General features: G+C 72.3%; 12 protein-coding genes. 6 read left to right on the top strand and 6 right to left on the bottom strand.

Annotated elements, in window-relative coordinates:
• The first annotated feature begins 614 nt into the window (after window positions 1–614).
• Window positions 615–3,815, top strand: a complete 3,201-nt coding sequence (locus N8I86_RS24030) for a tetratricopeptide repeat protein (RefSeq protein ID WP_263278674.1) — start codon at window positions 615–617, stop codon at window positions 3,813–3,815.
• Window positions 3,816–3,904: 89 nt separating this feature from the next.
• Here the strand turns inward: N8I86_RS24030 and N8I86_RS24025 are convergent, their stop codons facing one another.
• Complete coding sequence (locus N8I86_RS24025) at window positions 3,905–4,168, bottom strand: hypothetical protein (RefSeq protein WP_263278673.1); 264 nt, start codon at window positions 4,166–4,168, stop codon at window positions 3,905–3,907.
• Window positions 4,161–5,042, bottom strand: coding sequence for a mycothiol conjugate amidase Mca (gene mca / locus N8I86_RS24020; RefSeq protein ID WP_073889051.1), 882 nt, complete (start codon window positions 5,040–5,042; stop codon window positions 4,161–4,163). The genes N8I86_RS24025 and mca overlap by 8 nt, the downstream gene beginning before the upstream one ends.
• 147 nt (window positions 5,043–5,189) lie before the next feature.
• Here mca and N8I86_RS24015 point away from each other — a divergent pair, with 147 nt between their 5' ends.
• Both N8I86_RS24015 and greA read left to right on the top strand, forming a co-directional pair.
• Complete coding sequence (locus tag N8I86_RS24015) at window positions 5,190–5,588, top strand: DUF4307 domain-containing protein (RefSeq protein ID WP_073889049.1); 399 nt, start codon at window positions 5,190–5,192, stop codon at window positions 5,586–5,588.
• A gap of 185 nt (window positions 5,589–5,773) precedes the next feature.
• The gene (gene greA, locus N8I86_RS24010) at window positions 5,774–6,274 is read left to right on the top strand and encodes a transcription elongation factor GreA (protein WP_073889048.1); all 501 of its coding nucleotides are present in this window, start codon (window positions 5,774–5,776) and stop codon (window positions 6,272–6,274) included.
• A gap of 66 nt (window positions 6,275–6,340) precedes the next feature.
• Here the strand turns inward: greA and N8I86_RS24005 are convergent, their stop codons facing one another.
• The 3 genes from N8I86_RS24005 to ilvA all read right to left on the bottom strand — a co-directional run bounded on the left by N8I86_RS24005 (window position 6,341) and on the right by ilvA (window position 9,603).
• Entirely contained in the window at window positions 6,341–7,198 is an 858-nt protein-coding gene (locus N8I86_RS24005) for an ABC transporter permease (RefSeq protein WP_073889046.1), read from the bottom strand.
• Window positions 7,195–8,178 carry an ATP-binding cassette domain-containing protein gene (locus N8I86_RS24000; protein ID WP_073889045.1) on the bottom strand — a complete coding sequence of 328 codons (984 nt, stop codon included), beginning with the start codon at window positions 8,176–8,178 and terminating at the stop codon, window positions 7,195–7,197. Before N8I86_RS24000 ends, N8I86_RS24005 begins: the two co-directional genes overlap by 4 nt.
• Before the next feature lie 195 nt (window positions 8,179–8,373).
• Window positions 8,374–9,603, bottom strand: coding sequence for a threonine ammonia-lyase (ilvA, locus tag N8I86_RS23995; protein WP_073889043.1), 1,230 nt, complete (start codon window positions 9,601–9,603; stop codon window positions 8,374–8,376).
• A gap of 161 nt (window positions 9,604–9,764) precedes the next feature.
• On the opposite strand from ilvA, the gene N8I86_RS23990 reads away from it, so the two are divergent.
• The 3 genes from N8I86_RS23990 (at window position 9,765) to N8I86_RS23980 (ending at window position 11,197) form a co-directional block, all read left to right on the top strand.
• Window positions 9,765–10,271: a MarR family winged helix-turn-helix transcriptional regulator gene (locus N8I86_RS23990; RefSeq protein WP_185091557.1), complete on the top strand. Its 507-nt coding sequence runs from the start codon at window positions 9,765–9,767 to the stop codon at window positions 10,269–10,271.
• A 142-nt stretch (window positions 10,272–10,413) separates the two neighbouring features.
• Complete coding sequence (locus tag N8I86_RS23985; protein ID WP_107423589.1) at window positions 10,414–10,920, top strand: sigma factor-like helix-turn-helix DNA-binding protein; 507 nt, start codon at window positions 10,414–10,416, stop codon at window positions 10,918–10,920.
• Window positions 10,921–10,948: 28 nt separating this feature from the next.
• Window positions 10,949–11,197, top strand: a complete 249-nt coding sequence (locus tag N8I86_RS23980) for a hypothetical protein (RefSeq protein WP_073889042.1) — start codon at window positions 10,949–10,951, stop codon at window positions 11,195–11,197.
• 11 nt (window positions 11,198–11,208) lie between these two features.
• On the opposite strand, the gene N8I86_RS23975 is transcribed toward N8I86_RS23980, so the two are convergent.
• Window positions 11,209–12,363 (bottom strand): cystathionine gamma-synthase, encoded by a 1,155-nt coding sequence (locus tag N8I86_RS23975; protein WP_123436859.1) that lies wholly within the window; start codon window positions 12,361–12,363, stop codon window positions 11,209–11,211.
• Between the last annotated feature and the right edge of the window lie 122 nt (window positions 12,364–12,485).

The raw sequence follows: 12,485 nt of genomic DNA, 5'->3' as shown, positions 1-12,485 counted from the left end.
CCGATGTCTGCCGAGATTTCTTTGCAGAATTTTCTCTGCGGTCTACTGTGGAGACGGAACGTGCGAAGGCGAGAGCGCGAAGACGCAGGACGACATGACGGGGGCCGTGGTGAAGACGTTCGAGGTGCCGCAGAAACGGTGGACCCTGGTCCTGCTCGCGGTGGGCGCCGCCCTGCTGGTGGCCTGGACGGTGGTGCTCGCCCTGACCCTCCCGGCGAGCACCGAGGTCCGCCACTGGTCACTGGCCTGGATCGGGCTCGACGCCCTCATGACGGCGGGCTGCGCCACGACGGCCCTGCTCGGCCTCCGCACCGACCCCCGCGCCCGCCTCACCGCCTCGGCCACGGCGGCCGTCGCGGTGCTGGACGCCTGGTTCGACATCACGACGGCCCGGTCGGGCGGCGACCTCGCGCAGGCCCTCGCGTGTGCCGTGGCGGAGGCGGCCCTGGCCGCGGCGTGCGTGGCGCTGGCCCTGTCGGAACCGCGAAAGCCGCCCGCCGGTGAGGGAGTTGGCACCAAACCCTCACCCTCCCCTGATCACCGCCCCCTCGCGTTCCCGCTCCGCCCGAAGGACACTCGTACGCGAAGGAGTTGCCGCCGGAGGGGGACGGGACATGCGGGACGACCATCGGGCGGAAGCCGAACGGCTGCTGGCGCGCGCCGTGGAGGAGGAAGTACGGCGCTCGGGCGGCCGGATCGACGGTCAGCTGCTGCTGTCGCGGGCGCGCGGCGGACTGGACGCGATGGCGGGGACGGCAGGCGAGGAGTACGAGGCCTACACCCGGGCGCTGGACGAGGCCGAGGCGGACCGGCTGACCTTCGGCCAGCGGTACGCCCGCGCGGGCGCCGGAACCGCCCTGATGGTGGCGGCAGTCGCCGCGGTCGCCGCTGCGGTGGCCGACCTGACCCTCGGCACCGGCACCGGGACGGCCGTCGGCGCCGGTGCGATCGCCGGCGTGGTGGGCGCCGCGGCCACGGTGGTGAAGGTGGCCGGCTCCCATGTGCCGGCCGCCCATCACCGCGCGGGCGCGGCCGGCCAGCCCGGCGGGCCGGAGCAGCTGCGGTTGCAGTGGCTGACCGCGCTGGAGGTGCGGGGCATCCGTCCGTTCCTCGACCAGCAGCGGGTGATCAGCGCCTCCACCGGCCCGAAGAAGCCGACCGGGCCCGCGCTGCGCGGCGCGGACAAGAGCGCGGCGGCCCGCAGGCGTACGGTGCTGGAGCAGTCCTTCGGGCATCTGCCGCAGCCGGACGGCCCGTTCGCGGGCCGCCGGCCGGAGCTGGGCCGGATCAGGCAGTGGGCGCAGGCGGCCCGGGCGGCCACCGAGACCCGGCCGACGGTGGTCGTGCTGCACGGCGAGCCCGGTTCGGGCCGGACGACGCTCGCCGTGCGCGCGGCGCACGATCTGCGGGACCACTTCCGGGGCGCGGTGGTCGTCGATCTGCGCGGCGGCGGACGGGAGGCGCCGCTGTCCACCCGGGACGCCCTGCTGCACCTGCTCAACCGGCTGGGCGCGCCCCGCGAGCAGTTGCTGTTCCGGGAGCGCTCCTCCCTCGACCAGCAGGTCAAGCGGCTCGGCGAGCTGTACCACCAGCATCTGGCGGGCCTGCCGGTGACGATCGTGCTGGACGACGCCTCCGATCCGGAGCAGGTGCGGGCACTGGTGCCGGAGCGGTCCGACAGCCTGGTGCTCGTCACCGCGCGGACGGCCCTGGACCTCCCCGCGGACCTGCCGGCCTGGGTGCACCGGCTCGCGGTGGCGCCACTGGACGCGGCGGGCGCCGAGGACTTGCTGAGCACCGTCGCCGAGGACGCGTCGGGCCCCTATGACGCGGAGTCCGCCGACGAGGTGCGCGCGCTGTGCGGGGGCCTGCCGCTGGCGCTGCGGATCGCCGGATCGGCACTCGGCCCGCGCTCGCCCCGGCAACTGGCCACGGACCTGGGCGCGTACGGGCCGGTGGAGCCGGTGGAGCGTGCCCTGTGGCTGCGCTACACCGACCAGTCGGAGCCGGCGCGCCGGCTGCTGCGCCGGCTCGCTCTCGCGGGGCGGGCCTCGCTCGGCGCGGCGGCCGCCGCCTCCCTGCTCGCCACGGACGAGGCGGAGGCCACCCGGCATCTGACGGCGCTCGCGCGGGCCGGGCTGATCGACCATGTGCGCGGCAGCCGCTACCGGCTGCACGACCTGGTGCGCGCCTTCGCGCTCGCCCGGCTGGCGGACGAGGAGGACCCGGCCGAGCGCGCGGCGGCGCAGGAGCGGCTGATCGTGAACTACGCGGAGCTGGCCGACTCGGTGCTGCGTCTCGTCGACGGCAACATGTCGACGCGCTCCCACCAGTTCGGCTCGCACGGCTTCCCCTCGCTCGACGAGGCGCTGCGCTGGCTGGACGACGAGTCCAGCTTCATCACGGCGGCCCTGCGCCACGCGGAGGGCGTGAACCAGGCGGCCGTGCTGAACCTGCTCGGCGCGCTGTGCGACTACTGCCTGCTGCGCGGCGACCTGTATCGGCTGGGCGAGATCAGCGAGCTGACGCAGGCCGTGGACGAGGGGCTGCTGGTGCGCTCGGTGCAGTGGCGCACGGGCATCGCGGCCCGGCAGCTGGGCGAACTGGACAAGGCGCGCACGACGCTGGCCTCGGTCGTGGACCTGTACCGGGAGGCGCACCACGACGCGGGTGCCGCCCGCGCCCTGACCTCCCTCGGGATCACCCTGCACCACCAGGGCAACCTGACCGAGGCGGCGGCCAGGCTGCGGGAGTCACTGGCGCTTCAGGCGGCGCCGGAGCTGGCCACGGACCGGGCGTGGACGATGCACGCGCTCGCCGCGGTCGAGCGGGACCGTGCCCGGCTGGCAGAGGCGCTGGACCTGCTCACCGGCTCCCTGGTCCTGCATCGCGACGGCGGCTCGGTGCACGGCGAGGCCTGGGCGCACTTCCAGCTCGGCCAGCTGGCGCTGCGGATGGGCGACGTACCGCGCGCGGAGACGGAGCTGCGGGCCGCCCTGGAGCTGTACGGCCGCACCCGGGACGCCCGCGGAGAGGCCTGGGCGCTCACCCAGCTGGCGCGGGCCCGGCTCGTGGACGGCGACGCCTCGCCCGCCGTGGACGACCTCCGGCAGGCCGCCGCCCGGCACCGGGAGAACGAGGACGCGCGCGGCGAGGCGTGGACGCTGTACTACCTGGGGCAGGCGCTGGAGGAGACCGGGGACCTGGACCAGGCGGTGCGCGAGCTGGAGCGGTCCCGCACGATGTTCTCCCGGATGCGGGACGTGTACGGCCTGGCGTGCGCCCGGCACCACTCGGCCCGGGTCACCCGGGACCAGCGGGCGGTGCAGACCGGTTCGCTGCGCAACTCCGGCTTCGCCCGGCAGTTGCTCGTGGACGCGCGGGCCGACTTCCAGCGCATCGGGGTCGCCCACGGCGAGGCGTGGACCTGCCTGGAGCTGGCGGTGGTCGACGCGGGCAACGCGCGTACGCAGCAGGCGCTGGACCTGTGCGACGAGGCCCTCGCCCTGTTCGCGTCCTACGGGGACCGGCGCGGCGAGGACTGGGCCCGTTTCCTGCGCTGCACCCTGCTGCCGTACGCGGCACCGGGCGGGGTGGAGGTGGGCACGGCGGTCGCCCAGGAGGAGCTGGCCGAGCTGGCCCGCGCCGCGCATCCGCTGCGCGACGAGAAGCTGTCCGAGTACGTCTCGGCGTACGCCCTGCCGCTGGAGCGGGGCGTCCAGCTGGAGGCGGGCTGGCAGGCCTGGCGGCTGGGCATGACCCCGAACCGACACGCCCGCGAGGTGATGGGGGTGGCGGTACCGGCGCCCCGGTGACCGGGCGGCGCCGGCGCGGGCGGCTGACCGCCTCTGGGCGAACGGCGACGTACCGGTCCGGCGGGGCCGGACCGGTCGGGTGCGACGCCTCAGTTCCGCCGCGGCTTCGCCCCGCCGACGGCCTCGGCCTCGGCGGCCTCCGCGGTCTCCTCGCCGGAGGGGTCCGCCTCCTTGAAGTCGACCTTCCGCATGTGCTTGCTCATCGACTTCATCAGGCCCCACACGGCCAGGGCCATCACCGCGAACACGATGAAACCGAGGACGCCGGGGGTGACCTTGTTCTCGTCGACCTCCTTGGCGAGGGGGGCGAGGTGCGTCACTGCCAGGCTCACGCTTGCGCTCATGTCAGGCATTGTCCCGGATGCCCGCGAAGAGGTCGTCCTCGGGGAGGGAGGTGTCCACGAGGGATTTCGCCAGCTCGTACTCCTCGGTGGGCCAGACCTCCTTCTGGAGCTCCAGCGGCACCCGGAACCAGCCGCCGTCGGGGTCGATCTGCGTGGCGTGGGCGATCAGCGCCTTGTCGCGGATCTCGTAGAAGTCCGCGCACGGCACGTGCGTGGTCAGGGTCCGCTCCTTGCGCTCGAACTCGCTCCAGCGCTTGAGCCAGTCCCCGTACGGCGACTCCAGACCGCGGTCGAGCATCGCCTGGTGGAGGGCCTCGGTGCGGGGACGGTTGAAGCCCTGGTTGTAGTAGAGCTTGAGCGGCTGGTGGGCGGGGCCGTACTCCGCCTCCGGGTACTTCTCGGTGTCCGCCGCGCCCTCGAACGCCACCATGGAGATCTTGTGGGTCATGATGTGGTCGGGGTGCGGGTAGCCGCCGTTCTCGTCGTAGGTGGTGATCACCTGCGGACGGAAGGAGCGGATCTTCCTGACCAGCTCACCGGCCGCCTTGTCGACGTCCTCCAGCGCGAAGCAGCCCTCGGGCAGCGGCGGCAGCGGGTCGCCCTCGGGCAGCCCCGAGTCGACGAAGCCGAGCCACTCCTGCTTGACGCCGAGGATCTCCCGGGCCTCGTCCATCTCCTTCTTGCGCACCTCGTGGATGTGCTCCTCGATGTACGAGTCCCCCTGCAGCTTGGGATTGAGGATGGACCCGCGCTCTCCGCCGGTGCAGGTCACCACCAGCACGTCCACCCCCTCGTACACGTACTTAGCCATGGTGGCCGCACCCTTGCTCGACTCGTCGTCGGGGTGCGCGTGAACGGCCATCAGTCGCAACTGGTCAGTCAAGACTCAATCCTCGGTAAGTCGGCGCCCCCGCGTCCTCGGGTGCGATCGGCGGCTTCTATAGTGACCGAATCGGGGGGCGAAAAATTCCGGGGTCCGCCCTGGAGCCCCTTTCGGGACATACGTCCCGCTCCTGCCGAGAGGACGATCATGAGCACGGCGAGCACGCGGCTGCCCGAGGGCCGCTACGGCCGCTCCTCGGACGCGCGCGCCGACCGCAGGCTCAAGGTCGCGGGGACGGTGCTCGGCGCGGCCCTGCTCGCCCTGATCGGCTACTTCGCCTACCACTACGTCGCGCAGAGCGACATCAGCGCCCAGGTGGTCACCTTCCAGGCCTCGGACGACGCCGTCAAGGTGCACCTGGAGGTGCACAAGGACTCGGGGACCTCGGGCTACTGCACCCTGCGCTCGCAGGGCGCGGACGGCGCCGAGGTGGGACGGGCGGACTTCCGCTTCACCGGCTCCGCCACGCGTGTCGACAAGGTCGTCACGCTCCGTACGACCGCGAAGGGCATGACGGCCGAGTTGCTCGGCTGTCACGCCGGCTGAGGCCCGGACACTCCCGCATCACCCGGAATACGTACACGCTGACCTGCGTTGTTGTGATTCTGATGGCTTATGTCCTCCCCCTTCCGGCGTTGAATTGTTAGGCTCGTGGTTTCGCCCATCCAAGAGGGAACATTCTTCTGGGTAGGGCGATGCTTTGTATTCCCTGTACCGACGAGGAGCACCCTGTGACCCAGACCAGCGAGAACGTCACCTGGCTGACCCAGGAGGCGTACAACAAGCTCAAGGACGAGCTTGCGTACCTTACTGGTCCTGCGCGCACGGAGATCGCCGCCAAGATCGCGGCCGCGCGCGAGGAGGGCGACCTGCGCGAGAACGGTGGGTACCACGCGGCCAAGGAGGAGCAGGGCAAGCAGGAGCTGCGCGTGCGCCAGCTCACCCAGCTTCTCGAGAACGCCCAGGTCGGCGAGGCCCCCGCGTCCGCGGACGGGGCGGTCGCACCCGGCATGGTCGTCACGATCGCCTTCGACGGCGACGAGGACGACACCACGACGTTCCTGCTCGCCTCCCGCGAGTACGCGAGCGCCGACATCGAGACGTACTCCCCGCAGTCCCCGCTCGGCGCGGGCGTGATCGGCCACAAGGTCGGCGAGGACGCGGAGTACGAGCTGCCGAACGGCAAGAAGGCTTCGGTGCGCATCCTGAAGGCCGAGCCGTACTCCGGCTGATTCGGCCCCCCACCATCGGCTTCGAGCCCCCGGCGTCCGGACGACGCCGGGGGCTTCTTCATGCCGTCACGCCGTGGCGGAGCGGTACTTGCGGACCGCCAGGGTGCGGAAGGCCACGATGATCAGTATCGAGTAGAGCAGTGACGCCCAGACCGGGTGCTGCATGGGCCAGGCGCCGGAGGTGGACTGGCCCGGGTTGGCGAAGAGCACCCGGCACGCCTGCACCGTGGCGCTGAACGGGTTCCACTCGGCGATGTGGCGCAGCCACGGGGTCATGTTCGAGGTGTCCACGAACGCGTTGGAGATGAAGGTCACCGGGAACAGCCAGATCAGCCCGCCGGAGGTGGCCGCCTCCGGGGTGCGCACGGACAGGCCGATCAGGGCGCCGATCCAGGTGAAGGCGTAGCCGAGCAGGAGCAGCAGGCCGAAGGCGCCGAGGACCTTGCCGGCGTTGGTCTCGCCGTTGGATCCCACGCGCCAGCCGACCAGCAGCGCCACGACCGCGAGGACGAGCAGGGTGAGCGCCGTCTGTACCAGGTCGGCGAGGGTGCGGCCGGTCAGCACCGCACCGCGCGCCATGGGCAGGGAGCGGAACCGGTCGATGAGGCCCTTGTGCATGTCGTCGGCGATGCCGGCGCCGGAGCTGGCGGTGGCGAACGTGACGGTCTGCGCGAAGATGCCGGCCATCAGGAAGTTGGTGTAGTCGTTCGCGCTGGTGCTGGTCCCGATCTTCATGGAGCCGCCGAACACATAGGTGAACAGCACCACGAACATGATCGGCTGGATGAGCCCGAAGATGATCATCTCGGGGATGCGGGACATGCGGATCAGGTTGCGCTTGGCGACGATCAGCGAGTCCCGGACGGACCGGCCGATGGGGTTGCCGGGCGCCGCCGCGGGCACGGCGTCGGTCAGGGCACTCATTTCACGGCCTCCTTGCCGTTGTCCGCGTCCCGCTCGCCGGCCTCGGCGACATGCCCCGTCAGGGACAGGAAGACGTCGTCGAGGGTCGGGCGGCGCAGCCCGATGTCGTCTATCTCGATCCCGCGGGTGTCCAGCTCCCTGATCACCTCGGCGAGCAGCTTGGCGCCGCCGGTGACGGGGACGGTGAGCCGGCGGGTGTGCTCCTCGACGGTGGTGTCGCCCTTGCCGAAGCCGCGCAGCACCTCCTCGGCGGTCGCGATGTGGTCGCGCTCGTGCACGACGACCTCGACGCGCTCGCCGCCGGTGCGGGCCTTGAGCTGGTCGGAGGTGCCGGTGGCGATGACCCGGCCCTGGTCGACCACCGCGATGTCGTGCGCGAGGTGGTCGGCCTCCTCCAGGTACTGGGTGGTCAGCAGCAGGGTCGTGCCACCGGAGACGAGCTGTTTGATGACCTCCCACAGCTGCTGGCGGTTGCGCGGGTCGAGACCGGTGGTCGGCTCGTCCATGAACATCACCGGCGGGGAGACCACCAGGGCCGCGGCGAGGTCGAGGCGGCGGCGCATGCCTCCGGAGTAGGTCTTGGCGGGGCGGTCGGCGGCGTCGGCGAGGTTGAACTGCTCCAGCAGCTCCGCCGCGCGCGCCTTCGCCGCCTTGGCCCTCATCTGGTAGAGCTGGCCGACCATCTGCAGGTTCTCCCGGCCGGTCAGGTATTCGTCGACCGCCGCGAACTGGCCGGACAGTCCGATGGACCGGCGTACGGCGTCGGGATGCCGCAGCACGTCCACACCCGCGACGACGGCCCGGCCGCTGTCGGGGCGCAGCAGGGTCGTGAGGCAGCGGACGGCGGTCGTCTTGCCGGCGCCGTTCGGCCCGAGCAGGCCGAGGACCGTTCCTTCCGGCACATCGAGGTCTACGCCGTCCAGTGCCTTTACGTCGCCGAAGGTCTTCACCAGGCCTTCGGCATAGATGGCGCCTGGCATGTCTGTCTCCACGTCGTCGGGGATCGTTCGGGAAGGCTAGGTCCGCGCGCTCCATACCGCCCGCCTTTTTCCGCTGCGGGCGGCCGGCCGGGCGGTCACGCGACACACCGTAACGCGATGTATCGCGTCTCTCAAGAGTGTCCGGCCCTATGGGACTCGGACGAGTGAAGCCCCGCGTGCCGGATCGGCCCGGCCTCAGTCGATGACCGTGTAACCCGCGTCGCGCAGGGCCTGACCGACCTCGGCGCAGTGCGCCGGGCCCTTCGTCTCGAGGTGCAGCTCCACCTCCGCCTCCGTGAGCCCGAGCCGGGGATCGGTCCGTACGTGGCTCACGTCGAGGACATTAGCGTCGACCACTGACAACGCCCCGAGAAGCGTCGCGAGGGCGCCCGGCCGGTCCGTCAGACGGAGCCGGACGGCCAGGTAGCGGCCCTGCGCGGACATGCCGTGCCGCAGTACCCGCTGCATCAGCAGCGGATCGACGTTGCCGCCGGAGAGCACCGCGACGACCGGGCCCTCGAAGCCGTCCGGCGCCGCCAGCAGCGCCGCGACGGGGGCGGCCCCGGCCGGTTCCACGACCAGCTTGGCCCGCTCCAGGCACAGCAGCAGCGCGGCCGACAGCTGGTCCTCGCTGACCGTGCGCACCTCGTCCACGAGCTCGCCGACGATCCCGAACGGCACCTCGCCGGGGCGGCCCACCTTGATGCCGTCGGCCATCGTCGCCGGGCTGTCCAGCGAGACCGGGCGGCCGGCGGCGAGCGAGGGCGGGTAGCAGGCGGCCCCCTCGGCCTGCACGCCGACGATCCGTACGTCGGGCCGCAGGGCCTTCACGGCCACCGCGATACCGGCCGCGAGCCCGCCGCCGCCGACGCCCACGACGACCGTGCGCACCTCCGGGCACTGCTCCAGGATCTCCAGTCCGACCGTGCCCTGACCGGCGATGATGTCCGGGTGGTCGAAGGGGTGGATGAACACCGCGCCCGTTTCGGCCGCGTACTCCTCGGCGGCTGCCAGGGTCTCGTCGACCACCTGGCCGTGCAGGCGCACTTCGGCGCCGTACTCCCGGGTCGCGCTCACCTTCGGCAGCGGGGCGCCCTGCGGCATGAACACGGTGGCGTGCACGCCCAGCAGCGAGGAGGCCAGGGCCACGCCCTGCGCGTGGTTGCCGGCGCTCGCCGCCACCACGCCGGCCGCCCGCTCCTCGGGCAGCAGCCCGGCGATGCGCACGTAGGCGCCGCGCAGCTTGAACGAACCGGTCCGCTGGAGGTTCTCGCACTTGAGGTGCACCGGCGCCCCGACCAGCTGGGACAGATGCCGGCTGCCCTCCATCGCGGTCGCCCGGGCCACACCGGAGAGCATCTTCTGGGCTCCCCGCACGTCGTCGAGGGTCACGCTGCGCAAGGATCCGGCCGTGCGGTAGCTCATGACTCCAGCATCGCAGTTCACAGTCGCGTACGACGGGTGTGACCAAGCTCCGAGACCGGTTCGCGCAGCGCCGGTACGGTCCGGCGCCGGGCCGCGTACCCTGTCCCCCATCCCAGCAGCCTTCATGAAGCGAGCCTCCGGCCATGCCCACAACACCTGAAATGTCGATGGACATGACGACCGTCGGTGACACCGGTCTCCTCGACACCCTCCAGCACGAGGTGGCGGTGTTCGCCCGCCGTGCCGAACAGACCCGGCTCGGCGGCGTCGGGCAGGTGCGCAACTCCATGGACCGCGCCGCCTACCTGCTGCTCAACCGCCTCGACAAAGAAGGCCCGATGGGCGTCAAGGCGCTCGCCGCGAGCATGGGCATCGACTCCTCCACGGTCACCCGTCAGGTGGCTCCGCTGGTCGACACCGGACTCGTCAAGCGCACCTCGCACCCGGAGGACGGACGTGCGGTGGTGCTCCAGCTGTCGCCGCGCGGCACGACCCGGCTGGAGGAGGTGCGCTCGTCCAGGCGTCAGCTCATGGCCGAGTTGACACACGACTGGGCGCCGGAGGAGCGCGAGCAGTTCTGCACGCTCCTCACCCGCTTCAACAGCGCGCTGTCCGCGCGCATGGCGGTGCAGGGAGTTCCCTCGGCGGAGCAGCCGCCGGCCTCCTGATGCCGCGAAGGGCCCCGTCCGGTACCGGTGGGGTCCGGACCCTTGACCTCCGGCCGCCGCTGGCCTCATATGAGACCGGGTCCTGCGTCGTACGCGCTTCGCGTGTCCCGTACCGGACAGGGCCCCTTCAGGGGGAGGCACGGTGCGTGATCGGCAGGTGTCCCGCGATGCGCGGCGGGCCCGCGAGTTCGAGGCGTTCGTCGCGGGCGCTGCCGGACGTCTGCTGCACACCGCCACGCTGCTCACCGCGGAGGCCCCGGACGCGAGCCCGCGCGCGCGGCGGCTGCTGACCCTGGCCCTCGCCCACGTCTACGCCCGCTGGGACCGGCTGCGCGGCGAGGATCCTTATGACTGCGCCCGCCAGTACCTGGCCACGCGCTTCGCGCGCGCAACCTGGCACCAGTACGTCGCCCCCGCCCGCTCCCGGCGGCCGGATCCGGGCAACCCGCTCGCCGCCCTCGCACCGCAGGAGCGGCTGATCCTGGTGTTGCGGCTCTACGAGGGGGTCGCCGAGGAGCAGGTGGCGGCCCTGCTCGGACTGCCCATGGAACGCGTGCGCACCATCTGCGACCGTGCGACGTCCGCCGTGCTGCATCCGGCCGGACGGTCCGCCGCGCGCGCGGTGGGCGCGAAGGCGGTGTCGTCGTGAGGCGCGGGCGCACCGGCGGGAGCGGCCGGTGAACCGGGCCGAGCGGGAGAGCACCGCGCGCCGGATCATGGAGCGGCTGCCGGCGCCGGTGCCGCCGGACGTGCACGCGGACGCGGTGCGCCGCGGCGAGCGCCTGCTGCGGCGCAGACGGCTGGCGCGCCGGGTGCTGTGGCTGCTGGCGTGCGCCGCGGTCGTGGCCTTCACCGTGTGGGCGGTGGACGCGCACCCGTGGGTGGAGCCGCCGTCCCAGACGACTCCACCGATCACCGGCTGGTGATCCGGGTCTCGCTAGCCGAGGGCCTGCTGCAGGTCCTCCAGCAGGTCGTCGGCGTTCTCGATGCCCACGGACAGGCGCACCAGGTCGCCGGGGACCTCGAGCAGGGAGCCGGCCACGGAGGCGTGCGTCATCCGGCCGGGGTGCTCGATCAGGGACTCGACGCCGCCGAGCGACTCGCCGAGGGTGAACACCTTGGCCCGGTTGCAGACCTCGACCGCGGCCTCCTCGCCGCCCTCCACGCGGAAGGACACCATGCCGCCGAAGGCCTTCATCTGCTTGGCGGCGACCTCGTGGCCGGGGTGCTCGGGCAGGCCCGGGTAGAGCACGCTGGTCACGCGCGCGTGCCGGGTCAGCATGTCGGCGATCTTCGTGGCGTTCTCGCTGTGCCGGTCCATGCGCACCGCGAGGGTCTTGGTGCCGCGCAGCACCAGCCAGGAGTCGAAGGGGCCGGCGACGGCGCCCATCGCGTTCTGGTGGTAGGCCAGTTCGTCGGCCAGCGCCTGGTCGGAGACGATCAGCGCACCGCCGACGACGTCCGAGTGGCCGCCCATGTACTTGGTCAGGGAGTGCACGACGACGTCCGCGCCTAGCGCCAGCGGCTGCTGGAGGTAGGGCGTGGCGAAGGTGTTGTCGACGACGAGCTTCGCACCCGCGGCGTGCGCGACCTGGGCGACGGCGGCGATGTCGGTGATGCCGAGCAGCGGGTTGGAGGGGGTCTCCACCCAGACGGCCTTGGTCCGCGGGGTGAGCGCGGCCCGGACGGCTGCCGGGTCGCTGGTGTCGGCGACCGACCACTCCACGCCCCAGCGGGTGGCGACCTTGGCGAACAGGCGGAAGGTGCCGCCGTAGGCGTCGTTCGGGATGACCACGTGGTCGCCGGGGGTGAGCAGCGTGCGCAGCAGGGTGTCCTCGGCCGCGAGGCCGGACGCGAAGGCGAGGCCGCGGCGGCCGCCCTCCAGCGCGGCGAGGTTCTCTTCGAGGGCGGTGCGGGTCGGGTTGGCGCTGCGGCTGTACTCGTAGCCGCCGCGCAGCCCGCCGACGCCGTCCTGCTTGTAGGTCGAGACCTGGTAGATCGGCGGGACGACCGCGCCGGTGAGGGGATCCGCGGTGTTGCCCGCGTGGATCGCGAGGGTCTCGAAGTGCTGACTGATGTGCCTGTCGCTCATTGCACCGAGCGTAGTGCGCTTGGCCGGATGCTGACGGACACCGGGCTCCCCCGGGCTCGGTCGGAGGGTTTTCCCTGCGTGTACGGCGGTGGCGCGGGCCGGTCCGGCCGCCGGACTCGTCA

This window comes from Streptomyces albidicamelliae (assembly GCF_025642175.1).
Classification (GTDB): domain Bacteria; phylum Actinomycetota; class Actinomycetes; order Streptomycetales; family Streptomycetaceae; genus Streptomyces; species Streptomyces albidocamelliae.
This window is presented reverse-complemented; position numbering and strand designations above follow the sequence as displayed.

Coding starts and splice junctions, on each gene's coding strand:
- N8I86_RS24030 (WP_263278674.1), top strand. CDS start 615: ATGCGGGACGACCATCGGGCGGAAGCCGAACGGCTGCTGGCGCGCGCC.
- N8I86_RS24025 (WP_263278673.1), bottom strand. CDS start 4,168: ATGCCTGACATGAGCGCAAGCGTGAGCCTGGCAGTGACGCACCTCGCC.
- N8I86_RS24015 (WP_073889049.1), top strand. CDS start 5,190: ATGAGCACGGCGAGCACGCGGCTGCCCGAGGGCCGCTACGGCCGCTCC.
- N8I86_RS24005 (WP_073889046.1), bottom strand. CDS start 7,198: ATGAGTGCCCTGACCGACGCCGTGCCCGCGGCGGCGCCCGGCAACCCC.
- N8I86_RS24000 (WP_073889045.1), bottom strand. CDS start 8,178: ATGCCAGGCGCCATCTATGCCGAAGGCCTGGTGAAGACCTTCGGCGAC.
- ilvA (WP_073889043.1), bottom strand. CDS start 9,603: ATGAGCTACCGCACGGCCGGATCCTTGCGCAGCGTGACCCTCGACGAC.
- N8I86_RS23990 (WP_185091557.1), top strand. CDS start 9,765: ATGTCGATGGACATGACGACCGTCGGTGACACCGGTCTCCTCGACACC.
- N8I86_RS23975 (WP_123436859.1), bottom strand. CDS start 12,363: ATGAGCGACAGGCACATCAGTCAGCACTTCGAGACCCTCGCGATCCAC.